30 protein-coding genes are annotated in these 21,938 nt (G+C 72.5%); 17 read left to right on the forward strand and 13 right to left on the reverse strand.

What is annotated here, in order from left to right:
• Nucleotides 1-223: 223 nt before the first annotated feature.
• Nucleotides 224-1,132: an alpha/beta fold hydrolase gene (locus ACZ5D2_RS09610; RefSeq protein ID WP_468928415.1), complete on the reverse strand. Its 909-nt coding sequence runs from the start codon at nt 1,130-1,132 to the stop codon at nt 224-226.
• Nucleotides 1,133-1,341: 209 nt separating this feature from the next.
• Between ACZ5D2_RS09610 and ACZ5D2_RS09615 the strand changes: the two genes are divergently transcribed.
• Nucleotides 1,342-1,518 carry a hypothetical protein gene (locus ACZ5D2_RS09615; protein ID WP_371680885.1) on the forward strand — a complete coding sequence of 59 codons (177 nt, stop codon included), beginning with the start codon at nt 1,342-1,344 and terminating at the stop codon, nt 1,516-1,518.
• Entirely contained in the window at nt 1,518-1,799 is a 282-nt protein-coding gene (locus tag ACZ5D2_RS09620) for a DUF4190 domain-containing protein (RefSeq protein WP_371680886.1), read from the forward strand. The genes ACZ5D2_RS09615 and ACZ5D2_RS09620 overlap by 1 nt, the downstream gene beginning before the upstream one ends.
• A 102-nt stretch (nt 1,800-1,901) precedes the next feature.
• On the opposite strand, the gene ACZ5D2_RS09625 is transcribed toward ACZ5D2_RS09620, so the two are convergent.
• The gene (locus ACZ5D2_RS09625; RefSeq protein ID WP_371680887.1) at nt 1,902-2,324 is read right to left on the reverse strand and encodes an Lrp/AsnC family transcriptional regulator; all 423 of its coding nucleotides are present in this window, start codon (nt 2,322-2,324) and stop codon (nt 1,902-1,904) included.
• A 77-nt stretch (nt 2,325-2,401) separates the two neighbouring features.
• Between ACZ5D2_RS09625 and ACZ5D2_RS09630 the strand changes: the two genes are divergently transcribed.
• Complete coding sequence (locus ACZ5D2_RS09630; protein WP_468928418.1) at nt 2,402-2,806, forward strand: Glu/Leu/Phe/Val dehydrogenase dimerization domain-containing protein; 405 nt, start codon at nt 2,402-2,404, stop codon at nt 2,804-2,806.
• A 988-nt stretch (nt 2,807-3,794) separates the two neighbouring features.
• Here ACZ5D2_RS09630 and ACZ5D2_RS09635 read toward each other — a convergent pair.
• The gene (locus ACZ5D2_RS09635) at nt 3,795-4,193 is read right to left on the reverse strand and encodes a VOC family protein (RefSeq protein ID WP_371680890.1); all 399 of its coding nucleotides are present in this window, start codon (nt 4,191-4,193) and stop codon (nt 3,795-3,797) included.
• Nucleotides 4,194-4,286: 93 nt separating this feature from the next.
• Between ACZ5D2_RS09635 and ACZ5D2_RS09640 the strand changes: the two genes are divergently transcribed.
• The gene (locus ACZ5D2_RS09640) at nt 4,287-5,285 is read left to right on the forward strand and encodes a helix-turn-helix transcriptional regulator (protein WP_468928421.1); all 999 of its coding nucleotides are present in this window, start codon (nt 4,287-4,289) and stop codon (nt 5,283-5,285) included.
• Between the two features lie 89 nt (nt 5,286-5,374).
• A complete protein-coding gene (locus ACZ5D2_RS09645; protein ID WP_371680892.1) occupies nt 5,375-6,286 on the forward strand; it encodes an ADP-ribosylglycohydrolase family protein in 912 nt (303 codons plus the stop codon).
• Between the two features lie 68 nt (nt 6,287-6,354).
• Here the strand turns inward: ACZ5D2_RS09645 and ACZ5D2_RS09650 are convergent, their stop codons facing one another.
• Nucleotides 6,355-6,564 (reverse strand): CDGSH iron-sulfur domain-containing protein, encoded by a 210-nt coding sequence (locus ACZ5D2_RS09650; RefSeq protein WP_371680893.1) that lies wholly within the window; start codon nt 6,562-6,564, stop codon nt 6,355-6,357.
• Nucleotides 6,565-6,661: 97 nt separating this feature from the next.
• A complete protein-coding gene (locus ACZ5D2_RS09655) occupies nt 6,662-7,336 on the reverse strand; it encodes a HemK2/MTQ2 family protein methyltransferase (protein WP_371681412.1) in 675 nt (224 codons plus the stop codon).
• A gap of 231 nt (nt 7,337-7,567) precedes the next feature.
• Here ACZ5D2_RS09655 and ACZ5D2_RS09660 point away from each other — a divergent pair, with 231 nt between their 5' ends.
• Together ACZ5D2_RS09660 and ACZ5D2_RS09665 are read left to right on the forward strand one after the other, a co-directional pair.
• Nucleotides 7,568-8,752: a zinc-dependent alcohol dehydrogenase gene (locus ACZ5D2_RS09660; protein WP_371680894.1), complete on the forward strand. Its 1,185-nt coding sequence runs from the start codon at nt 7,568-7,570 to the stop codon at nt 8,750-8,752.
• An 18-nt stretch (nt 8,753-8,770) separates the two neighbouring features.
• Nucleotides 8,771-10,948, forward strand: coding sequence for a catalase (locus ACZ5D2_RS09665; RefSeq protein WP_468928424.1), 2,178 nt, complete (start codon nt 8,771-8,773; stop codon nt 10,946-10,948).
• Nucleotides 10,949-11,103: 155 nt separating this feature from the next.
• Here ACZ5D2_RS09665 and ACZ5D2_RS09670 read toward each other — a convergent pair whose 3' ends face one another.
• On the reverse strand, nt 11,104-11,418 hold the full coding sequence (locus tag ACZ5D2_RS09670; RefSeq protein WP_468928426.1) for a hypothetical protein: 315 nt from the start codon (nt 11,416-11,418) through the stop codon (nt 11,104-11,106).
• A 397-nt stretch (nt 11,419-11,815) separates the two neighbouring features.
• Here ACZ5D2_RS09670 and ACZ5D2_RS09675 point away from each other — a divergent pair, with 397 nt between their 5' ends.
• The 6 genes from ACZ5D2_RS09675 (at nt 11,816) to ACZ5D2_RS09700 (ending at nt 15,072) form a co-directional block, all read left to right on the forward strand.
• Entirely contained in the window at nt 11,816-12,421 is a 606-nt protein-coding gene (locus ACZ5D2_RS09675; RefSeq protein ID WP_468928428.1) for a hypothetical protein, read from the forward strand.
• Nucleotides 12,418-13,485 (forward strand): NAD-dependent epimerase/dehydratase family protein, encoded by a 1,068-nt coding sequence (locus tag ACZ5D2_RS09680; RefSeq protein WP_468928568.1) that lies wholly within the window; start codon nt 12,418-12,420, stop codon nt 13,483-13,485. Before ACZ5D2_RS09675 ends, ACZ5D2_RS09680 begins: the two co-directional genes overlap by 4 nt.
• Before the next feature lie 133 nt (nt 13,486-13,618).
• Nucleotides 13,619-13,906, forward strand: coding sequence for a hypothetical protein (locus ACZ5D2_RS09685; RefSeq protein ID WP_371680899.1), 288 nt, complete (start codon nt 13,619-13,621; stop codon nt 13,904-13,906).
• On the forward strand, nt 13,854-14,114 hold the full coding sequence (locus ACZ5D2_RS09690) for a hypothetical protein (protein WP_371680900.1): 261 nt from the start codon (nt 13,854-13,856) through the stop codon (nt 14,112-14,114). Before ACZ5D2_RS09685 ends, ACZ5D2_RS09690 begins: the two co-directional genes overlap by 53 nt.
• Nucleotides 14,111-14,890, forward strand: coding sequence for a metallophosphoesterase family protein (locus ACZ5D2_RS09695; RefSeq protein ID WP_468928431.1), 780 nt, complete (start codon nt 14,111-14,113; stop codon nt 14,888-14,890). The genes ACZ5D2_RS09690 and ACZ5D2_RS09695 overlap by 4 nt, the downstream gene beginning before the upstream one ends.
• Nucleotides 14,887-15,072 carry a hypothetical protein gene (locus ACZ5D2_RS09700; RefSeq protein WP_371680902.1) on the forward strand — a complete coding sequence of 62 codons (186 nt, stop codon included), beginning with the start codon at nt 14,887-14,889 and terminating at the stop codon, nt 15,070-15,072. Before ACZ5D2_RS09695 ends, ACZ5D2_RS09700 begins: the two co-directional genes overlap by 4 nt.
• A 34-nt stretch (nt 15,073-15,106) precedes the next feature.
• Here ACZ5D2_RS09700 and ACZ5D2_RS09705 read toward each other — a convergent pair whose 3' ends face one another.
• Together ACZ5D2_RS09705 and ACZ5D2_RS09710 are read right to left on the reverse strand one after the other, a co-directional pair.
• On the reverse strand, nt 15,107-15,295 hold the full coding sequence (locus ACZ5D2_RS09705; protein ID WP_371680903.1) for a DUF6381 family protein: 189 nt from the start codon (nt 15,293-15,295) through the stop codon (nt 15,107-15,109).
• A 96-nt stretch (nt 15,296-15,391) separates the two neighbouring features.
• Nucleotides 15,392-16,228, reverse strand: a complete 837-nt coding sequence (locus ACZ5D2_RS09710; protein WP_371680904.1) for a ribonuclease BN — start codon at nt 16,226-16,228, stop codon at nt 15,392-15,394.
• A 166-nt stretch (nt 16,229-16,394) separates the two neighbouring features.
• Here ACZ5D2_RS09710 and ACZ5D2_RS09715 point away from each other — a divergent pair, with 166 nt between their 5' ends.
• Nucleotides 16,395-16,556, forward strand: a complete 162-nt coding sequence (locus tag ACZ5D2_RS09715; RefSeq protein ID WP_285543404.1) for a hydrophobic protein — start codon at nt 16,395-16,397, stop codon at nt 16,554-16,556.
• Between the two features lie 91 nt (nt 16,557-16,647).
• Nucleotides 16,648-17,181: a type 1 glutamine amidotransferase domain-containing protein gene (locus ACZ5D2_RS09720; protein ID WP_371680905.1), complete on the forward strand. Its 534-nt coding sequence runs from the start codon at nt 16,648-16,650 to the stop codon at nt 17,179-17,181.
• 56 nt (nt 17,182-17,237) lie between these two features.
• On the opposite strand, the gene ACZ5D2_RS09725 is transcribed toward ACZ5D2_RS09720, so the two are convergent.
• Nucleotides 17,238-18,260, reverse strand: coding sequence for an iron-containing redox enzyme family protein (locus ACZ5D2_RS09725; RefSeq protein ID WP_371680906.1), 1,023 nt, complete (start codon nt 18,258-18,260; stop codon nt 17,238-17,240).
• Between the two features lie 233 nt (nt 18,261-18,493).
• On the opposite strand from ACZ5D2_RS09725, the gene ACZ5D2_RS09730 reads away from it, so the two are divergent.
• Nucleotides 18,494-18,715, forward strand: a complete 222-nt coding sequence (locus ACZ5D2_RS09730; RefSeq protein WP_371680907.1) for a hypothetical protein — start codon at nt 18,494-18,496, stop codon at nt 18,713-18,715.
• On the forward strand, nt 18,712-19,383 hold the full coding sequence (locus ACZ5D2_RS09735) for an HAD family hydrolase (protein ID WP_371680908.1): 672 nt from the start codon (nt 18,712-18,714) through the stop codon (nt 19,381-19,383). The genes ACZ5D2_RS09730 and ACZ5D2_RS09735 overlap by 4 nt, the downstream gene beginning before the upstream one ends.
• Before the next feature lie 66 nt (nt 19,384-19,449).
• Here ACZ5D2_RS09735 and ACZ5D2_RS09740 read toward each other — a convergent pair whose 3' ends face one another.
• The 4 genes from ACZ5D2_RS09740 to ACZ5D2_RS09755 all read right to left on the reverse strand — a co-directional run bounded on the left by ACZ5D2_RS09740 (nt 19,450) and on the right by ACZ5D2_RS09755 (nt 21,924).
• On the reverse strand, nt 19,450-20,037 hold the full coding sequence (locus ACZ5D2_RS09740; protein WP_371680909.1) for a hypothetical protein: 588 nt from the start codon (nt 20,035-20,037) through the stop codon (nt 19,450-19,452).
• A gap of 387 nt (nt 20,038-20,424) precedes the next feature.
• Entirely contained in the window at nt 20,425-20,793 is a 369-nt protein-coding gene (locus ACZ5D2_RS09745; protein WP_371680911.1) for a PRC-barrel domain-containing protein, read from the reverse strand.
• A gap of 200 nt (nt 20,794-20,993) precedes the next feature.
• Nucleotides 20,994-21,155, reverse strand: a complete 162-nt coding sequence (locus ACZ5D2_RS09750; protein ID WP_283450316.1) for a hydrophobic protein — start codon at nt 21,153-21,155, stop codon at nt 20,994-20,996.
• Between the two features lie 187 nt (nt 21,156-21,342).
• Entirely contained in the window at nt 21,343-21,924 is a 582-nt protein-coding gene (locus ACZ5D2_RS09755; protein WP_371680912.1) for a DUF2231 domain-containing protein, read from the reverse strand.
• Between the last annotated feature and the right edge of the window lie 14 nt (nt 21,925-21,938).

Consider the following 21,938-nt stretch of genomic DNA (forward strand, 5'->3'; position numbering starts at 1 on the left):
GGTGGCCGACGGGCGGGCGTCGGCCACCCCCGGGCCCCGGGGCATATCCACCAAGCTCCGCTCGGGGCCCGGCCCGACCCCAGCCGATTCCGTGTCGCCGGCAGCCCGAATCACCGGGCCCTTCCGGCGCGGCAGCTGTGCGTGTCCACACCGCGTGGCCGAGGCCGACCAGGACCCCCGGTCAGACGAAGCGGTGACGTACTGCGTGCCCGGTGCACGGCCCTCACGCACCCGTGTCCGGATCGCACCCCACATCCGTACGTCGCGGACCCGCGTTCCGGCGAGGCGCGCGGACAGGGTCGTCCACAACGGTGTGCGCGATGACCGCGCGGGCGATCGTCTCCCAGTCGGCCCGGTCGACCCCGTGGCCCGCACCTTCCAGGGCCAACAGCCCGGCGCCGGGGATCGCTTCGGCGAGCGCCTCGCCGTGCCCGAAGGGGAACATCGGGTCCGCCGTCCCGTGGATCACCAGCGTGGGCACGGAGATCGACGACAGGGGCCGCCGCGGTCGCTCGCCCTCGGGCAGCGAGTCGTGGTTCCGCACGGCGGCGAAGTGGTGTGCACGCTCGACGTCCCGACGGACGAGGTCGCGGACGGCGGTCTCGTCGAACCGGCGCCGGCTTCCCGCGAGCACGCGCGCGTACTCGACCAGGTAATCGATCACCGAAGCGGTGTGCGACCAATCGGCCTCTGCGGACGATACGAAGCGCAGGAACTCCCCGGTCGGCGGGGGCAGCTCTCGGCCGCCGGGCACGGCGCGGGACGTGCTGATCAGAACGAGCGAGAGGACCCGGTCGGGGCGGTCGAGTGCGATCAGCTGGGCGAGCGCGCCACCGGCGGAGACGCCCACCACGTGTGCGGCCGGGATCCCGTAGGCGTCGAGCACTCCGACGGCGTCGCCGGCCAGATCCGCGCCGGTGTACCCGGACCTGCCGCGCTCGCGGGTGACCGATCGACCGGTGTCGCGATGGTCGTAGCGGATCACGAACCGCCCGCCCCCGGCGAGCATCCGGCAGAAGCCCTCCTCCCACCAGAGCATCGAAGCGCCGGTGCCCATGACGAGCAGGACCGGAGGGTCCGACCGGTCTCCGAAGGGCTCGGTGCACAGTTCGACACCATCCACGTCAACCATGCGTTCAGCCATCGTCACCTCGCCTCACCGGGCCCATTGTGCATCCGCCCGGCCCCGGGCGAAGGCCGCCCCGGCGCGCCGGGGCCATCGGGACGCCGGCACCCCCCGCAGGGGCGGAATCCCCGGGCAGGCGGCCGGACGTCGGCTTGAGGTGGGCCGGTCCGGGTACCCGGGGGGCGACCGTTCCCTGAAGACAGGAGGAACCCCCGGTGCTCTTCCTCGTAGGCGCACTGCTCGTCCTGGGTGTCGTACTCGGAGCCGTGGCCCATGTGCCGGTGCCGGTCAGTGTGGCCGGCGGCTTCGCGATCGCCTTCTGGCTGCTGCTCTTCGCCGCGCGCGAACGGCTGTCGCGGCACCGTCCCGAACGGCGTCGGGAGGGTCTGTGATGCGCCCCCGGACCGGCGTGAGGGCTCCGGCCCGTACGCGTACCCGCACCCGCGACGCCGACGCGATGGCCGTCGTCGCGTTCGTCCTCGGCCTGGTCGGGCTGCTGGTGATGAACCTGCTGCTCGGCCCCATCGCCATCGGCCTCGGCACCCTCGCCCTGTGGCAGCGCACGGCCCGGCCCGGCCGAGCCCGCCTCGCCATCGCCCTGGGCGTGGCCGACATCGTGGTCCTCGCCTGCCTCGTCACCGCCGACGGCACGTGGTCGTGGGGACTGACCTGAGCCGAGGCCGACGCGGACCCCGCGCACGGGGGCCGGATGGACCCGGTCGCCGGAGAGGTGGTGCGTTGAGGAGGTGGACGGGCTGACGACGCCCCGGGCCCGTCATGTGCCGATGCGCCGACCAGGGCCGCCCCCGGTATGGCGCCCGGTCAAGCACTTGTCCATGAGGAAGCCGTGGAGGTGGTCCACGCTGGGCGCGGAGACGTGCACGATCATGTCGTCGCCTCCGGTGACGACGTACACCGTGCTGACCTCGGGCAGGCCGGCGGCGTAGGTCTTGAACGCCTCGATGACCGCCCGGCTCAGGGGCCGGATCTGGAAGTGGATGAGCGCTTGGACGCGGCGGTTCAGGGCGGCCGGGTCGACCGCCGCGTGGTAGCCGGTGATGACTCCGCGGGCGCGCAACGAGCGGACGCGTTCGAGACAGGTCGACGGGGCGATGCCGAGGGTGCGGGCGAGGTCGCGGTTGGTCTGCCGCGCATCGCGCTGCAGATGGCCGACTATCGCCGAATCAAGTTCGTCCATGCGGCGATTGTGGCCTCCGCCCCGAATTCTGTTCGGCCAACGCTCGCAACCTCCGCCGGAGCACCTAGCTTCACGGCATGACATCCGTACTCAACGACGCCATGGCCCTCAACGCCCCCGATCCCGCACATGAGTTGGTACAGATCGTGCGCGGCCGCCGCAGCGGCCTCGTGATCACCATCGCGATCCACTCGACCGCTCTCGGCCCGGCCGCCGGCGGGTGCCGGATCGCCCACTACCCCGACCCCGCCGCCGCGAACGCGGACGCGCTGCGCCTGGCGGCGGCGATGACCGCGAAGAACGCGCTGGCCGTTCTGCCGCACGGCGGCGCCAAGGCGGTCGTCGCCCTCCCCACCGCCGCCCGGCCGGCCGGTGCCGAGCGCACGGCGCTGCTCCACGACCTCGGCGACGTGATCGAAACGCTCGGTGGCCGCTACACCGTGGGCCCGGACGTGGGAAGCAGCCCGGCCGACATTCCGTGATCGCCGAACGCACCACGCACGTGTGCTGCCGGCCCGTCGAGGACGGTGGCAGTGGCGACTCCTCCTTCCACACCGCGCGCGGCACCTCGCGGCACTGGGCGCCGTGGCCGAGGAGAGCTTCGGGTCACCGGAGCTCGCCGGCCGGACCTTCGGCGTGATCGGGCTGGGTGCGGTCGGCAGCCATGTGGCCCGGCTCCGGAGGGTGTGATCGTGGCCGGCCCCATCGCGGAACACCGGGAAGGCAGCCGGTGCGGGTCACTCGTTTGATATCCGCACATACGTTTCTTCCTAGACCGGACGAGTGGGTCACCGCATCACCGCAGAGGAGCAGGGGAGTCCAGGAGTGTCCCGAACTCCGTTGCCCCAAGGAAGGCCGTCATGAAGCCGATCCGCCCCCTTGCCCTGGCTGTCGTAGCCACCGCTGTGCTCGTCGTCACGGGTTCGACCACCGCGACGGCGGGGGCCTCCAGTGACGATCCGCCGAAGCCTGCTCCGCCCGCCGGGCCCGGAGTCGCGGCGCCGTTGTCCCAGCACTTCCAGATTTCCGGCCCGCGGGTGACGATCCCCGCAGGTGGCTTCGCTTTCGCCACGGCGAACTGTCCCTCCGGTTTGGTACCGACCGGAGGAGGGGGCCGGACCAGCAGCACGTCCACGTTCATCACCGACTCGGCCCCGACGGCGGCGGGTTGGGAGGTCGGAGTGAGGAACACCTCCGCCGGCGAGGCCTCGGCGTACGCCTACGTCGTGTGCACCGCCCCCTAGCGGCATCGAAGCGTCACGATCCATCACAAGCGTGACGTGAAGGTGACGGCTGCCCTGTAGGACCGGGCGGTCCTGCCGTACCTGTGGGGGATCCCGCCCCACTGGTCGGGGCCGGGGCGAATCGCCACGATCCGGCCCCGACCCTTCGCGAACGCGGAACGCGAAACGCGTAGCGCACTCAGCGCTTGCGCCGCCCGACGGGAGGCGGCCGTCCGCCGTACTGCTCTCAGCGAGCGAACTTCTCGATGGCGGCCGGCGTGACCGGGGTGAAGAAGTTGACGAGGTTGCCGTCGGGGTCGCGGAAGAGGAGGGAGCGGTTGCCCCAGGGCATCGTGGTGGGCTCGTTGACGAAGTCCTCCACGAAACCGCTCAGGTTCTCGTGCACGCCGTCCACGTCGTCGACGAGGAATTCGAGGATGACGCTGTGGTTGTCGGCCGGGCGGGCGGAGCCGGGGGCGAAGAGGGGGACCGTACGGGTGCTGCCGATCGCGAGAGTGGCCGAGGCGGTCCTGAGCTCCGCGAAGTCTTCGTTGGCCCAGGTGGCGGACACCTTGGTGGCGCGCTCGTAGAAGTCGACGAGGCGGGCGATGTCGCCCGTGATGATGCGGATGGAGGCGAAGTCCACGGATGTTCTCCTCTGGCTGGTCGGTGCTGATGACCGCACGCTACGACCAATACCGGACGGAACCCGCCCGGTATCTGCGGGAGACTTCTCGGTATGCCCCGCCCCCTCGCCCGTGTCCTGACCTTGCTGGAGCTTCTCCAGTCGGGCGGTATCCGTACCGTGCCCGAACTCGCCGATCGGCTGGCCGTCGACGAACGCACCGTACGGCGCTACGCACAGCAGCTCGTCGACCTCGACGTGCCCGTCGAGTCGGTGCGCGGCCGTTACGGCGGCTACCGGCTCGCCCCCGGATACCGCATGCCCCCGCTCATGCTGAGCGACGACGAAGCGCTCGCCGTGCTGCTCGGCCTGGTCGCCGCTCGCCGATCGGGCCTGACGACGGCCACGGACACGGCGAGCGAGACGGCTGCGGCGAAGATCCGGCGAGTACTGCCCGAACGGCTGCGCCGCAGGCTCGATGCCGTGCTCGCCTCGCTCGCCTTCGCGGATCCGCCCGGCAGGGCGGGCGCGGCCCCGGAACCCGCCGTCCTCCTCCCGGTGGCCGATGCCGTGCACCACCACCGGCCGGTCTCGATCCGGTACACCGCGGGCGACGGCCGGCGCAGCGAGCGCACCCTGCACCCGTACGGGGTCGTCGCCCACTCGGGCCGGTGGTACGTGACGGCAGCGGACCTCTCGGCGGGTGAGGACCGGACCTTCAGGCTGGATCGCATCACCAGCGCGAGGATCTTGCCCGGTTCGTTCGAACCGCCCGCCGGAATCGATCCGGCCGAGCGCGTCCTGACAGCGCTCGCCACGGTTCCGTACCGGCATGAGGTGATCCTGCGCGTCCAGGGGACGAACGCGCAGGTCCACCCCCGACTGCCCGTCGGCATCGCCCTCGTGACGGAACTCCCTTCCCCGGCCGGCGCAGGCCCGGGGACCGAGGCCTGGTGCCGTGTCGAACTGCGCGTGGAACGGCTCGACTGGCTGCCCGCCGTACTCTCCTCGATGGACCGGCCCTTCGTCATCGAACGCCCGCAGGAGCTCCGCGGCCTCGTCGAGGCCTTCGCCGAACGGCTCGCGGACTCCGCCCGGCGAAACCCGGGGTGATGCACGGCAGAGCCCGTGGGGCGTCAGCAGGAAGGCCGCCGAACCGAAATCGCGGTGCCGGGACGTCGGTGCCTGGTCATACTGGGCCGATGATCAAACTGCCTGCCGCCGCGCTCGACTCGTTGTCCGGTCTCGCCTTCGGTGATGCCTTCGGCGACCGCTGGTTCGGGATCCTGCGCCGCGAGGGCCTGGCGGCCCTGGAGGCACGGATCCTGCCCCCGGAGGCGCTGTGGGAGTGGACTGACGACACCGCCCAGGCGCTCGTACTCCTGCGGGAACTCGCCGGGGGCGGCGGGGCCGTCGACCAGGACCGCTTCGCCCTGCGGCTCGCCGAGGCTTACACCGACGACACGCACCGCGGCTACGGAGCCTCGATGCACGACGTGCTCCGCCGGATCGGCGCGGGCGAAGCCTGGCAGGAAGTGGTCGCCGGTCAGTTCGGCGGCCAGGGCTCCTGGGGCAACGGTTCCGCCATGCGCGTGGCCCCCCTCGGTGCCTGGCTCGCCGAAGACCTGGAGGCCGTTGCCGAGCAGGCGGCCCGGCAGAGCGAGGTCTCACACCACCACCCGGAAGCCGTCGCCGGCGCGGTGGCGGTCGCCGTGGCCGCGGCGCTGGCCACCCGCAGCCGGGGCGGGGCCGCCCCGGCGAGGCCGGACTTCCTCTGGTCCGTCGCCGAACGGATCCCCGTCGGTGACGTCCGCTCCGGGGTCCGGACGGCGGCCCGGATGCCGCAGCACACATCGGTCCGGCACGCGGCGGAGGTTCTCGGCTCCGGTTACCGGATGTCCGCTCCCGACACCGTCCCCTACGCCCTCTGGTGCGCGGCGGGCCACCTCGACGACCTGCACGAGGGCCTGTGGTCCACCGTCACCGGACGCGGCGACATCGACACCACCTGCGCCATCGCGGGCGGGGTCATCGCGGCGCGCACGGGCGTCGCGTCCCTTCCGGCGGCCTGGCACGAAGCCCGCGAACCGCTGCCCCCGATCGTGTACGCATAGCAACTCGTCCGGTGGGACCGGCGCCGTGTGCACTGGGCCCCACACCGCCCACCGGGCCCACACCCCGATCAAGACCCCTTCTCCCCGCGCGCCGACGCCCCTCTGAGGGCCGCGCCCTCGCGGGGGCGGTGGCTGGTGTCGCACCAGGGGTAGGCACGGCTGCGGCGGCAGGTGCACACGGCGACCATGAACCGGTCCGACCGGGCGATGGTTCCGTCGTCCAGGACGATCTCGACCGGGCCCTCCACCAACACCGGTCCGGCGCGGTCCACGGACACCCGCCGGGCGCATGGAGCGCTGTCGGCGGGCACCCGAGGTGCGCGGCCGGGTTCAGAGGTACCGGGTTCAGAGATGCCGGGTTCAGAGATGCCGGGTTCAGAGGTGCCGGGCACGGACGACCACCAGCTCTTCCCGTTCGTCGCCGTCGTCCCGTGTCAGGCCCTGCTCCCGGAGCCAGGCCCGGCGGGAACGCAGCACGGGCCCCCAGGGCACCCATGCCCGCTCCGTGACCTCGGCGGACAGTCCCTGCCGTGCCAGGAGCTCAAGGGTCTCCCACACCCCGCACATCCCCGAGTGCACCATCAGGAGGACCCCTCCGGGGCGCAGCAGGGCCGGTGCCGCGGTGCAGATCCGGTCGATGACAGCCCGTCCGTCCCTGCCCGCGTCCCAGGCGCGCCGGGCCCCGCCGGTCGGCACCCGCGCGTCCGGGCAGGGGACGTAGGGCGGGTTGGCCAGGACCAGGTCGAAACGCCGGCCCCGGGTCCGGGCGGCGAAGTCGCCGTGCAGGACGCGCAGCCGCAGCCGCCAGCGCCATCCGTTCAGCCGGGCGGCCAGCACGGCGGGCCATGCCACGTCGACCGCGGTGACCTCGGCGCCCCTGACCGCCGCGTGCAGGGCGATCGCGCCGGTTCCCGTACCGATCTCGATGACTTCCGCACCCGAGCGCAGCGGCTCCCGAGCGAGGGCGCCGGCGAGCAGCGCGGTGTCGGCCTGCGGCCGGTACACGCCCGGAAGCGCGATCAGGCGGGGCAGGGGATCGCTGTACGTCAAGGCAGTGCTCGGCACGGGGTTCCTCCTGACCGGCCCCGGAAACGGCGGGCCGCGAGGGGCTGAGAGGCGATCACGGGCGGCGCCTACCCACGATCCCGTCGGCGTGAACATCGGGGTCCGCGGGCCGCCCCCGCGGCAAAAGGCCCTCCGTTCCCGGTTCGGCCGCACCGAGGGGGGCAGGCGCCGAAGGGAACGCAGGACCTCGGCGGCGACAGACGGTGAGGAGACGTGATGAGGGCACTTACCTGGCACGGCAAGCGGGACGTACGCGTCGACACCGTCCCGGACCCCGCCGTCCGCGCTGCCGACGACGTGGTCATCAGGGTGACGACCACCGGCCTGTGCGGCTCCGACCTGCATCTCTACGAGGTACTCGGCGCCTTCCTCGACGCCGGTGACATCCTCGGCCACGAACCGATGGGCGTCGTGGTGGAGGCCGGCCCCGCCGTCACGGGCCTCGGACCGGGCGACCGCGTCGTGATCCCCTTCAACATCTCGTGCGGAACGTGCTTCATGTGCGAACGGGGCCTGCACTCGCAGTGCGAGACCACGCAGGTCCACGAGCACGGCACCGGCGCCTCGCTCTTCGGCTACACGAAGCTCTACGGCCAAGTGCCGGGCGGCCAGGCCCAGTACCTGCGCGTCCCGTTCGGGAACACCCTCCCCATCCCGGTGCCGGAAGGGCCGTCCGACGACCGCTTCGTCTACCTGTCCGACGTCCTGCCCACCGCGTGGCAGGCGGTCGAGTACGCGGACGTCCCGCCCGGCGGCAGCGTCGCCGTACTGGGCCTCGGCCCCATCGGGGACATGAGCTGCCGCATCGCCGCCCACCGCGGCGCGGGAACCGTCATCGGCGTCGACCTCGTCCCCGAACGACTGGAGCGGGCCCGTGGACGCGGCGTCCACACCCTCGACGTCCAGGAGTGCGGCGACGACCTGACCGACGCGGTGCGCGCGCTCACCTGCGGACGGGGCCCCGACGCCGTCATCGACGCCGTGGGGATGGAAGCGCACGGCAGCCGCTTCGCCGCCGTGGCGCAGGGAATGACCACGTTCCTGCCGGACAGGCTCGCCGCCGCGCTGACGATGCGCGTCGGAGTCGACCGGCTCGCCGCGCTCCACACCGCGATCGGCCTCGTCCGGCGCGGCGGCACCGTCTCCGTGTCGGGCGTGTACGGCGGCGCGGCCGACCCCCTGCCCCTGCTCACCATGTTCGACAAGCAGCTCCGACTGCGCATGGGCCAGGCCAACGTCCACCGCTGGGTCGGCGACATCCTCCCCCTCCTCACCGACGGGGACCCCCTCGGCGTGGACGACTTCGCCACGCACCGCATGCCGCTCGAAGAGGCGCCGGCCGCCTACGAGATGTTCCAGAAGAAGCACGACGGCGTCGTCAAGGTGCTCTTCACCCCCTGATGGACACGCCACCCCCCGATGGACACGGCGCGTGAACGAACACGGCGCCCACCCGGACTGCCCCTGGGAGGAACGATGACGACAGGAAACTCCGAAGCGACGCCCGAAACGCCCGACGGCGGCCCCCCGGCGCGGGGCGGCGGCCACCTGACGACGGCGCAGGGGGCTCGGCTGTACGAGAGCGACCACGCGCTGAAGGCCGGTGCACGCGGACCGGTGCTGATCCAGGACCACCATCTGCGCGAGAAGATCACCCACTTCGACCACGAACGGATCCCGGAACGGGTGGTGCACGCGCGTGGCGCCGCCGCCCACGGCGTCTTCCAGGGGTACGGAACCGCCGGCGAGGTCTGCAAGGCCGCCTTCCTGGCGAAGGACGCCGAGACACCGGTGTTCGTCCGCTTCTCCACCGTCCTCGGATCCCGGGGCTCGGCGGACACCGTACGCGACACCCGCGGGTTCGCCACCAAGTTCTACACCGGCGAGGGCACCTTCGACCTGGTGGGCAACAACATCCCGGTGTTCTTCATCCAGGACGCGCTCAAGTTCCCCGACGTCGTCCACGCGGCCAAGCCGCACCCGGACCGGGAGGTCCCGCAGGCGCAGAGCGCCCACGACACCTTCTGGGACTTCGTGTCCCTGCACACCGAGGCCACCCACCACACCCTGTGGAACATGTCCGACCGCGGCATCCCCCGTTCCTACCGGATGATGGAGGGCTTCGGCGTCCACACCTTCCGCCTGGTCAACACCGCCGGTGAGACCGCGCTGGTGAAGTTCCACTGGAAGCCCAGGCTGGGCGTGCACTCGCTGGTCTGGGAGGAGGCCCAGCTGATCTGCGGCATGGACCCGGACTTCCACCGCCGGGACCTCGCCGAGGCCATCGACGCGGGCGCCTTCCCGCAGTGGGAGCTGGGCATCCAGGTCTTCCCCGACACCCCGGACCAGACGTTCGAAGGCGTGGACCTCCTGGACCCCACCAAGATCGTTCCGGAGGAACGGGCCCCGGTGCAGCCCATCGGCCTGCTGACCCTGAACGCCAACCCGGACAACTACTTCGCGGAGACCGAGCAGGTGGCCTTCCACCCCGGCCACCTCGTTCCGGGCATCGACGTCACTGACGACCCGCTGCTCGCGGGGCGGCTCTTCTCCTACCTCGACACCCAGATCAGCCGGCTCGGCGGCCCGAACTTCGGTCAGCTCCCGGTCAACCGGCCGCACGCCCCCGTCGACGACATGCTCCGTGACGGCATGCACCAGAGCGCCGTGCACACCGGAGTGGCACCGTACCGGCCCAACAGCCTGGACGGCGGCTGCCCCTTCCTGGCCGGAGCCGACACGGGTGCGTACATCGAGGCGCCCGTCCGGGTGCCCGAGGCGAGCAAGGTCCGTGAGGCGTCCGCCTCCTTCTCGGACCACTTCACACAGCCGCGGCTCTTCTGGCTGAGCATGACCCCGACGGAGCGCGAACACATCATCGCCGCGTACACCTTCGAACTGAACAAGTGCGTCGAGCAGCCGGTCAAGGAGCGCGCTCTCGCCGTGCTGGCGAACATCGATCCCCGGTTGTGCCGGCACGTCGCCGAGGGCCTCGGCCTGCCGGTGCCGGAGGCGACCGTTCCACTCGTCGCCGCGGACGCCAGTCCGGCGCTGTCGCAGATGGGCGGAAGCTGGCCGACGGACGGCCGTGTGGTCGGGATCGTCGCCGACGGGAGCACCGACCCGGACGGGGTACGCGCCGCCCGGCAGGCCGTCCTGGACGCGGACATGGTGCCGCTGATCATCGCACCGGCGGGTGGCACGCTCGACGCGGACGGCGATCCCGTCGAGGTCCAGCGGACCTTCGCCACGGCCCGGTCCGTCGAGTTCGACGCCGTCCTGACCGCCGGGGCACCCGCACCGGCCGCCGACGCCCACGGGGCCCGGGACGCCAAGGCCGGGAACACCGGCAACACGGGCGGCGCCGGGAAGGCGGCCCCCGACCCGAGGGTCGTGCTCCTGCTCGCCGAGGCCTACCGGCACGGCAAGGCGGTCGGCGGATGGAGCGGCGCGGAGACCGTACTCGAAGCCGCGGGCATCGCACCGCCGGAGGGGCCGGGCGTCATCGTGAGCGACAGCGCTACGGAGGCGGTGCGGGAGGCCGCCGAGGCCCTGGCGGGACACCGGGCCTGGGACAGGTTCCCGCCCGCGCCCTGACGGCCCACGCCCGGCCGGGCGGGCCTGCGCCGACGGCCCGAACAGCGGCCCGCACACCTGACCCGTACGGCGAAGGCCCCGGCTCGCGGGGCCTTCGCCGTCGATCGCCCACCAGTGGCGCCCGTGAGCTTGAGGACCGGCCGGTCGGCCGGTCCTCAGTCGGGCTCGCTCGCGATGCGCAGGGCCAGCTCCTGCAGGACCTCCTCGGTGGACGTCTCGGGGCCCATCTCCTCATAGGCGTCCGCCAGCACCTCGAACGCCAGGATGAAGCCGTTGATCAGCGAATTGACAGGTCCCGACACCTGTTGCAGCACGGACAGGCCGATCTCCGCCGCGTCCGCCTCGACGGGCACCGTGAACCGGTCGGGCGTGACCTCGCCCAGCAGCTCGGAGACGTAGTCCGCCCCGACGCCGCCGCGCAGGCCCACCAGCGCCGCGATCGCCTTCAACCTCGCGTCGTCCCCCGTCATGGCGCGGACCCGTTTCGCCCGGCCGGTCGGTCGTCAGTCATGGGTGGGCACCTGCCCGGCTTCCCCGGTTTCATGCCGTCCCCAGGGAACCCGCCCGATCCCCGGGTTTGTACCGGGTGTCCGGGGGCACGCGCCAACCGAACCCCGGAGGACCCAGGGCAGGGCCCCCAAGGGCGGTCCGGCCTGACGTCCACGCGGCCATCCGGCCGACAGTCCCCCCGGGCGGCACACGAGGTCACGACGGAGCGGCACACGAGGTCACGACGGAAGAGCCCCGCGGGGCCATGGCGCACGACCCAGCGCTGCACGACCGGGCCTGCACGAGCGGGCCCGGTCCGAGCAGGACACCGTTCCCGCCGCGCAACCGCTGCCGGCCACCTAGCGGATCGGACATGCCATGAACACCCACACCATCGGCTCGCGAGTACGAGCGCGCACCCTTTCCCCGCCGGACCCGCACCGCCTCGTGGCGATCTATCTCAACGACCACCTCGCGGGCGCCGGAAGCGGTGTCTCTCTGATCCGCCGCATGGCCAGGACGCACCGACGCACGCCCGCGGGGCCGCCCCTGGCCGAGCTCGCCCAGGAGATCGCCGAGGACCGGGAGAGCCTGCGCGAGTTCATGACCGCCCTCGACGTGCCCGCGCAGTGGCCGAGGGTCGCAGCGGGCCGCATGGGAGAGAAGGCGGCCAGGCTCAAGCTCAACGGGAGACTGGTGAAGCGGTCACCCCTGAGCGACGTCCTCGAACTGGAAGCCATGCGTCTCGGGGTGGAAGGCAAGGCGTCGATGTGGCGCTCGCTCAGGGTCCTCGCGGTCACGGACCCCCGTCTGGACCTGGCCGCCTTCGACCGGCTCCTGGCTCGCGCGGGGCGGCAGTCGTCCGTACTGGAGGCCCTGCGGGTCGAGGCGGCCGGGCGCACCTTCACCACCCCGGACCCGGCCCCCGCCCGGGGGAGGTCATTCCGCCACGGCGTGGGCGGAAGGGCCCGGTGGGCGTCATGAGGGTCGTCGTCACCGGAGCCACCGGCAACGCGGGCATCAGCGTGGTCCGCGCCCTGGCCGCCGACCGTACGGTCACCGACGTGCTCGGCGTCGCCCGCCGGCTGCCGCACCTCCGCATCCCCGGCGTGCGCTGGGCCGCCGCGGACGTCGACCCCGGCCACGACGGGCTGACCGAGCTCTTCGCGGGCGCGGACGCCCTCGTCCACCTCGCCTGGAAGTTCCAGCCCACCCACGATCCCGTCGCGACCTGGCAGACCAACGTGCTCGGCAGCATCAGGGTCTTCGAGGCCTGCGCCCGGGCCGGGGTGCGGGTGCTGGTGCACGCCTCGTCGGTGGGCGCGTACTCGCCGGGCCCCGCCGACGGACGCCCCGTCGACGAGTCCTGGCCCACCCACGGCTGGCCGGGCGCCGCCTACACCCGCGAGAAGGCCTACCTGGAGCGCTACCTGGACGGTTTCCAGCTCGCCCACCCCGGCATGCGGCTGGTGCGGATGCGGCCGGCGTTCCTCTTCCAGGAGGAGTCGGCGAGCGAGCAGCGCCGGATCTTCGCCGGGCCGCTCCTGCCGTGGCGCCTCATCCGGCCGGGCCTGCTGCCCGCGCTCCCCGCCGTGTCCGGCCTGCGTTTCCAGGCCCTGCACACCGACGACGCCGCCGAGGCCTACCGCGCAGCCGTCGTACGCCCGGTCCACGGCCCGTTCAACCTGGTGGCCGACCCCGTGCTGGACACCGCCGCCATCGCCGACATCCTGCACACCCGCACGGTGCCGCTGCCCGCGGGCGCCGCCCGCGCCGCACTCGCCGCGGCCTGGCGCATGCACCTGGTACCGGCCGCCCCCGGACTCCTCGACGCCGTGCTGCGGCTGCCCCTGCTCGACGCCGGGCGGGCCCGCGAGGAACTGGGCTGGGCTCCGGCGGCGACCGCCACCGAGGCCGTCGCGGAGTTCTTCGAAGGCCTCCACCGGGGAGCCGGGACCGGCACCCCGCCCCTGGCCCCCGCGGGAGCGGGCGCGGGCGGAGGCGGGGGAGCGGGCGGAGGCGGCAGATCCGCCCCTCCGGGGAGGTGAGCCGTGAGTCATCGACGCCCCCGAGGACTGGCTGATCAAGGGCCGTGACGGCGAGGAGGAGATCGACCTCATCCTGGACCTCGCCGGCAGACCCGTCGCCCGGGAGCTCCTCCAGCGCGCGGACGTCCGCGCCGTGGACTCCGTACACATGCCGGTCCTCGCCCCGACCGACCTCATGGACAGCCGCCTGACCGCCCTGTGCGAGCACTACTGCGACTTCGCCGAACTGCTCCCCATGGCCCGTATGCTCCGCGAACGCATCGACTGGGGCCTCCTCGACCGCCGCCACCGCGACCAGCCCCTGCCCGACGCCTTCCTCTACCTCCTCGAACGCCTGCGGGTGATCGAGCCCCGAAAGCAGGCACGCCATGACGACGCACCACCCCACGCAGCCCGAGTACCGGGCCCAGCACCTACGTGACCGGCTCGCGCACGAGGACATCGCCGAACTCGGGGTCCGCGTCGAGCTGCGCGGCCACACGGTCCTCGTCTGGGGACCGGTCTCCACCCCGGACTGCCGCGAGACGGTCCTGCGGATGGCCGCCGAGGCCCTGCACCCGCTGGCGTGGCGCCATGACCTGACCGTCGTCAGCGCACGTCCGCCCGACCGCGAGGAGGACCTGCCGTGATCCGCGTGGCGGCCGTGGGGGACATCCACCTGGCGCCGGGCGGCGAGGGGACCCTGCGACCCGCCTTCGAGACCCTCGGTGACCACGCGGACCTGCTCCTCCTCGCCGGTGACCTCACCCGCCACGGGTCCCCGCAGGAGGCCGCTGTCGTCGCCGGTGAGGTCTGCGGCCTGCCCGTGCCCGTCCTGGCCGTCCTCGGCAACCACGACCACCACGGCGACCGGCCGCGGGAGGTCACCGCCGTCCTCGCCGCGGCCGGGGTCACCGTCCTCGAAGGCGAAGCTGCCATCCTCGACCTCCACGGCACCACCGTGGGCGTGGCGGGGGCCAAGGGGTTCGGCGGAGGGTACGCCGGCCGCTGCGGCAGCGACTTCGGCGAACCGGAGATGAAGGCCTTCATGAGGCACTCCCGTACGTGTGCCGACGGGCTGCGCCGCGCGCTCACCGACCTGGCCCAGGCCGGCACCGCCCTGCGGATCGCCCTGACCCACTACTCGCCGGTCCCGGACACCCTGGCCGGAGAGCCCCCCGAGATCCACCCGTTCCTCGGCAGCTACCTCCTGGCCGAGGCCATCGACGAGATCGGCGCCGACCTCGCCGTCCACGGACACGCCCACCTGGGCACCGAGCACGGGATGACGGCCGGCGGGGTCAGGGTCCGCAACGTGGCCATGCCCGTCATCGACCGGGCGTACGCCGTGTACCACCTCACTCCCCGGCCGCCCGGGCCGCAGGGAGCCCCGTTCCACGAGATCCGTGAGGAGCAGTTGCCATGAAGGGTATGGAACACAAGCGCCAGGAGCCCGGCATCGGCCGCGAGGAGCAGGTGCAGGAGCACCCCGGCCCGGACCCGGTACACCCCGAGGCCGGCAAGCCGGTGCCCGGCAGGACCCCCGAGGAGCTGCGGCGGAGGCAGGAGCGGGCCATGACCCACGAGGACGACGTCGACGCGGAATGACGGCCGAGCCCCCCCCGCACCAACGGGCCTACGCCTACATGGGATCCATGGTCCCGCTGCCCGGGCCGTTCTGCTGCTCGCTCTTCTCACGGATGCGCAGGGCCTTGTCCCTCAGCCGCTGCCGCTCCGCGGGATCCGTCGCGCGCTGGGCCGCCTGCTCCAGTTCCTGGGCCTTGTCGCGCATCTCCCGGGCTCGTTCGCTCGGCATGCTGTCCTTGCTCATGACCGTCCTCGGGTGGGGTGGGGGAAAGGGTGGACCCCCCAAGCCAAACAGCGCAGGGCCGCGCCCGCCACCGTAGCCGGACCGGTCAGGGAGGCCTCAGCCGTCCTGGTCCGCGGGGCTCGCCCGGCGCAGCAGCTCCTCGTGCAGCAGCCTGCCGACGAGTGCGCCGCCGAACACGACCACGCCGACGCCGAGGAGCCAGGACTGGACCACGAGGACGGTGCCGAACGGGCCGTAGGTGACGGCGCTGGACGCGATCAGCGGGGAGAAGACGAGACGGGAGAAGATCCGCAGACCGAGCAGTCCGAGCATGGTGGCCACCGCGCCGGGCAGCAGGGCCGCCCAGGGAATCCGGCCGGCCAGCAGCAGGCGCTGGGACCACCAGAAGAACAGGATGCCGATCGCGACGGTGACGAACCCGCGGGCGGGGGAGTCGCGCCAGGGCGGGGAGATCGCCGACAGGTAGAGCACCCCGATCAGGACGCCGAGCCACAGCACGTGCCGCCATCTGGCCCACCAACGTGACGGGGGCAGGTCCCAGATGCTCTCGTAGCCGCTCTGCAGAACGGTGCCGAAGGACAGGCCGAACACGGTCAGCAGCGCCAGCCCGAACGCCGTCGTGGTCCGCCAGACCTGCCCGGGCTGGGCGAAGAGCCGCTCGATCTCCAGCCGGGCGGCCGCCGACACGCCGAGCCCGTCCCCGAGCCACTGCGCGAATCCCTGCCCGTTGGCTGTGTCCGCCGCCGAGACGACGATCAGCAGCGGCACCAGCGTCAGGAAGCCGAGGGCGGCGAACCCGAGGGAGCGCTGCCACAGTGCCAGTTCCCGCACGCGCACCCAGCGGCGCCCCGCCCGCGTACGACGGACCACGCTGCGTGCCCGCCCGACGGGTGCCGGCCACCGGTGACCCCCGTGGCCGCTGGAGCTGCTCATGCCTGGCGGCTGTCCCGCACCGGCCGCCCCAAACCCCCGCGGACCCGCGAGCCCCGCGTCGCGCCGAACGAGCGGCGGCCCGGCGGCTGCCCGCCGAGCCCGCCCCTCGCCCGCACCGGCATGGAGCCCGCAGGACCCGGCAGGCGCGGGTCCGGAGGTGGAAACCATGATTGCTCTGCTGCTCGTCCTTCTCCTCGTGCTGCTGCTGTTCGGCGCCGGCTTCGCCATCAAGATCCTGTGGTGGGTCGCCATCGCCGTTCTGGTCATCTGGCTGATCGGGTTCGTCGCGCGCCCCAGCGGCGGCGGTGGCCACTGGTACCGCTGGTAGCGGGACTCCGGGGTCCTACGACCCCGGGTGAGCCCCTCCGCGCAGCCGCGGAGCCCACCCGGATCCTCCCGACACGAAGGACGTGAGTACGGTGCGCATCGCATTCCTGACGGCGATCGAAGGCGTCGAGGAAGTCGAACTGACCGGGCCTTGGAAGGCGGTCCTCGGGGCCGGCTGGACCCCGCGGCTGGTCTCGACGGAGCCGGGTGAGGTCCAGACGATGCGCCACCTGGACAAAGCCGGTACGTACCCGGTCGATCGGGTCCTCACCGGCCGTACGGACGAGAGCTTCGACGCCCTCGTCCTGCCGGGGGGAGTGGCGAATCCCGACGCGCTGCGGATGAACGGCGCCGCCGTCGGCTTCACGCGCGGCTTCTTCGAGGCGGGCCGGCCGGTGGCGGCGATCTGCCATGCGCCCTGGCTGCTGGTGGAGGCCGACGCCGTCCGGGGCCGCACGCTCACGTCCTGGCCCAGCCTGGCCACCGACATCCGCAACGCGGGCGGCACCTGGGTGGACGAGCCGGTCCACGTCTGCCGGGCGGGCGCCGGCACCCTGGTCACCAGCCGCAAGCCGGACGATCTGGAAGCGTTCTGCGAGGCGTTCATGAACGTCTTCGGCGGCTGAAACCGCGCTACCGCGCCACGAGGCCACGCGTGCCGCCCGCCGCCACACGTGACCCGTCACATCGGGGGCGTGCGCAGGGCCGACCGGCCCTCGTCCCAGGCCGTGCGGATGTGGGCGGCCAGCCGGTCCTCCAGCAGGAGCGTCGCCGCGCAGCCGAAGGCGATGTCCGGCTCCAGCGCGGGCTCGTCGGCCAGCAACCCGCCGATGACCTCGTGGCGCACGACCTGTTCGTGGACGGCGTCCGCCTCCACGTGCTCGGCGTAGAAATGTTCGGCGGCCGGGCCCGCCCCGCACCGGCGCATGGCCTTGGCCAGGCGGCGGGACCCGGGGGAGGAGGTGACCTCGACGCACGCGAAGTGACCGACGAGAGCCCCGCGCAACGCACGGTGCAGCCCCAGCAGAGACATCAGGTTGACCGTGGCGAGCAGGGGCGCCGGAGCCCGGTCGAGATAGTGGCCGTAGCCGGGGTCCAGACCGAGGTCGCCCATCAGGTCGGCGAAGAGCCGGGCGTGGATCCGGTCGGCGTGGCCCGCGCCGAACTCGTCGTACTCGATGGCGACCATCGCGGCCTTGGCGCGCCCGGTCAGGCGGGGGATGACCCATGCGTGCGGGTCGGCCTCCCGGAGGTGGTACAGCGACCGCAGGGCCGCGTACTCGCGCAACTGCCACAGCTCGCCCTCCGTCTCCAGGCGGTGACTCAGGCTGCCGCTCGGGTCCACGGGCTCCACGAGGAGCGGGGCGAAGGCCTCCTCCACCGAGCGGGGGGCGTCGGCCAGCTCGCCGCGCAGGGCGTGGAGGAACCGGGTCTCCAGGGCGTTGCGCAGGCGGAGCAGGTCCGGGTCCCATTCGAGGTCGTCGGCGACGCCCTCGAAGCCCCGGTAGTGCAGTTCGTACAAGAGGTGGAGGCCCAGCTGCAGATCCTCGCCCCACGGATCGGCCCGCAGGACGGCGGCGGGCGCGTAGACGGGCGCCCGGCCGGTGCGCAGGGCCTTGACCACGGCCGAGGAAAGCACGCCGCGGCCCTCTACGAGAGCGGGCCCGGATGCCGTGTCTTGCGGACTGCGCAGTGAAGGGATCATGCGCTGCGCCTACCCCGTACCGGAAGCCGTGCACACGCCATTGCCCACCGACATCCGCCCGGTTCGCGTCCCGCCGGCGCCTGGACGACGTCTACGCCTGTGTCAGCCGCGCGATGGACTGCGCACCCGCGACGCGCTGCGACGCCTGCCCGTCGGGTCGGGGGGATCTCAAGCGGTTCCGGGGCCCGCAGGGGTCCGTGTTTCACGGACACGAACGCGGCAAGACGCTACACATGGTGCGAATCGGATGCGCGGTGATGACCGGGCAGCACACCCGGCCCCAGGACGCCGCCGAAGCCGCCCGCCGCGCCGACGACGTGGACGCCGCCGCCGTACAGGCCGTACGCACCCACCCGCAGGCCGGATCCACCGAGGCCGCCCGTCCGGATCGGCGGCGGCCACCAGGGGGAGGGCCCTTCCCCGACCCGCCACCCACGGAGGAGCCGCCGCCATGAACCGCGCCGCACTTTTCGACGTCGACGGTACCCTCACGGACACCAACCACCTCCACATCGCATCCTGGTGGGAAGCGCTGCGCCAGTCCGGGCACCGGGTGGCCACGCACGACATCCACCGGGCGATCGGCCTGCCCGGCGAGGACCTCCTCGACCACCTCCTCGGAGAGGACCGCGACCGCTCGGGCGACGACCGCCTGACCGCCGCCCACGACACGCTGTACGCCACCTACTTCGATCGGCTGCCCGCCCTGGACTCGGCGGCCGACCTGCTGCGGGCGCTGTCGCGGGCCGGCTGGAAGGTGCTGCTGGTCACCTCCGCGAAGGACAGCGAACTGGGCGCCCTGCGCCGGGCCGTCGACGCCGAGGACGCCATCACCGACACCGCCACCTCCGACGACGTGGAACGGGGCAAGCCCGCGCCCGATCCCGTACACCACGCCCTCGAACTGGCCGGGACGCCGTCCGGGCGCGCGGTGTTCGTCGGCGACACGGTATGGGACATGAAGGCTGCCGTCCGGGCCGGTGTGACCGCGGTCGGCCTGCTGTGCGGCGGGATCCCCCGCGGCGACCTGGAGGACGCGGGGGCCGCCGCCGTCTACCGTGACCCGGCCGACCTCCTGGCCGGTCTGGACGACAGCCCGTTCTCCGCGATACGCGCCGCGTGAACGCCTCCGGCAAGGTGCCGCAGAGGGGTTGAGGAGGGAAATGCGGGTCCGGGGCGCGTCGCCGGGTCAGACGGGGGTGTCGGCGAGTTGCGTGAACCCGGGCGCACAGGCGGCGGCGAGGTTGGCGGGGGTGAAGGGGGCACCGCTGGAGGAGGTGCAGACGGCCTGGTGCAGGGTGCCGTTACTGGCGAGGACGGTGACGAAGAGATGGCCGGGGTTTTCCTCGGTTACGGACACGGCGGTGTCGTAGACGCACTGGGGTGCGCCGGGGAGCAGGGCGAGGTTGATCCAGACACCGGGGTTGCGGCTGTCGTTGAGGAAGGCGTGCCCCCGATCGTCGGTCGCGGAGCGGAACACCGTCTCGAACAGCCCGGAGCCGGAGTAGTCGACAACGGTGGAGCTGACGTCGCGGCTCGTGACGCATTTCCCGCCCGCCAGCTGCCCGCTCTGCGGCTCCTTGAGGACTGGCTTGGCCGGGGCCTGCTTGGCCGGGGCCTTCTTCACAGGTGTCTTCTTCTTCCCGGCGTTGTGCTTGGCCGGCACCTTCGGATCGGGCCCGCCGTACGCGACCGCGGACGGGGCCAGGAGCGTTCCGGCCAGCACCACGCCCGATACTGCTGCCACGCCCCGTGCTGCCCAGGGGAGGGTCTTCATGCGGTTCCTCCAACGTCGGTGGGGGCCCGCCCCTGGCGGGCGGGCCTGCCTCCAGAGATGCCGCACCCGCCCATGGCCGGGCACCTGCGCCGTGCTCCCGCGGGGGAGTCGCGGAAGGTGCCGGGAACGGTCGGATCCGGTGGCTGTCCGGCAGCCGTCACCGAACCTGGCACACCAGACCGGTTTCGGATCGCACGCCGGTCCGGGCGTTCACCCGCGCGGGGTCGATCCCGGAACCGAATGGCGGCGACCGGCCGGGCCCGGCCCCCGGCGGTACGCAGCCTGTGCCCCGGCGGCGGCTCGACTGCGGCTCGATTGCCGCCACCCATGACGATGGTCCCGGCACCCATGAAGGTGCCGGGACCATCGTCATCGTGCGGAAGGCGATCAGGCGGGGCGGCCACCGAAGGGGGCGCCGGTGCCGTAGTACGTGCCCAGCTCCTCCCGGTACCCGGCGTCGCCGAGGTGCTTGTCGCGGTGGAACTCGGGAGCGTCCTTGATCTGTTCCTTGGCGCGTTCGACGAAGACCGTCTTCTCCTCGTGGTCGATCCTGACGACCGTGCTCGCCGGCAGCAGGACCTCCTTTCCGAAGATCCACACACCGGTGTCGACGACCAGATAGGCGTCACCGACCTCATCGGAGTGCTTGTCCACCTTGCCGATCCTGCCGTCGGTCGCCTCGACCTTGTATCCGGTCAGGTCCGTACCGGACAGGTGGCCCGAGGCCGGCTGGTAATTCCACACATTCTCAGTCACGCGAAAGACAACTCCTCCGGTCAATGGAGGTCGACGGAGAAAGGAACATCCGCCGGTCCTCCTTGTTCCGTACGTCGTGCTCGGCGGGTTGTGCCGCATCCCGCCTGGGCTTCGTTTGCCCCGTCTTTCAGGCTTCACGCACCCGGGTTGAATACCGGAAGGGTGCGGCCGCCGGTCATGGCAGGTGAGCAGGTCGCCTCCTACCAGCGGTACCAGCGGCCGCTGCCACCTTTCGGACGTGCGACGAAACCGATCAGCCACAAGACCAGGACTGCGATGGCCACCCACCAGAGAATCTTCAGCGCGAAACCCGCACCGAAGAGAATCAGGACCAGCAGCAGAACGAGAAGCAGGGGAACCATGGTTATCAACCTCCGAAGCGCAATCTGCCCGGCGGAACGCAGGACATTCGTGTGGCTCTCGTTTGTTCTCCTCCGTGGAAATCGATCGCGCGCCGGACCGGGCACCGAGTGCAGAACGGCGCCGACGAGGAGCGCGGCCCGGACCGCGAGGAGCAGGCGGTCCGGGTCGGGGAACGCGCCGCGTTCCTCAGGGCGTGGCGTGTGCTCCGACGGCCTGTCGGTAGGCCACGTGCCCGCCGAGCGCACCGCTGACGGCTACGGCAGCCAGCCCACCCAGCGACCACATCCGCCCCTTCGCCCAGCGGCCGCGGAACCGTGCGGTCAGTGACGCGGTATAGCAGGCCACCGCCGCCACGTTGGAGACGGCGTGGGCCAGGCCCACCCTCGCCTGTTCGGGCGGCATGTCCGCCCAGTCCGCCCAGCCGGCCACCGCCGCCGGAGCGACCCCGGCCAGTCCGACGGCGGTCAGGGTGGCCGTCGCGCGCTGTGACCCGGGTACGAAGTCGAGCACCGCGGCCGAGAGCCAGCAGCCGACGGGCACCTGCACCAGCACGGGATGCACGGGATGGCCCAGAGGCCTGCCACGCAGCAGATCACGCATCGAGCCCAGAGGAAGGGAACGGACTCCCCGCTGGAGCGCCCTGATGGCCGGATCGGCCACCGTCGTCCGTTCCAGCCGGTCCAAGGCCGTCAGCCACCATGCCGATGCGGTGTCGACGACCGCCGCCTGTCCGGCCGTGGAAAAGGTATCGGAGGTGTGCGAGTCCATACACGACGCCTACC

The sequence above is a fragment of the Streptomyces sp. NPDC031479 genome (assembly GCF_055581065.1).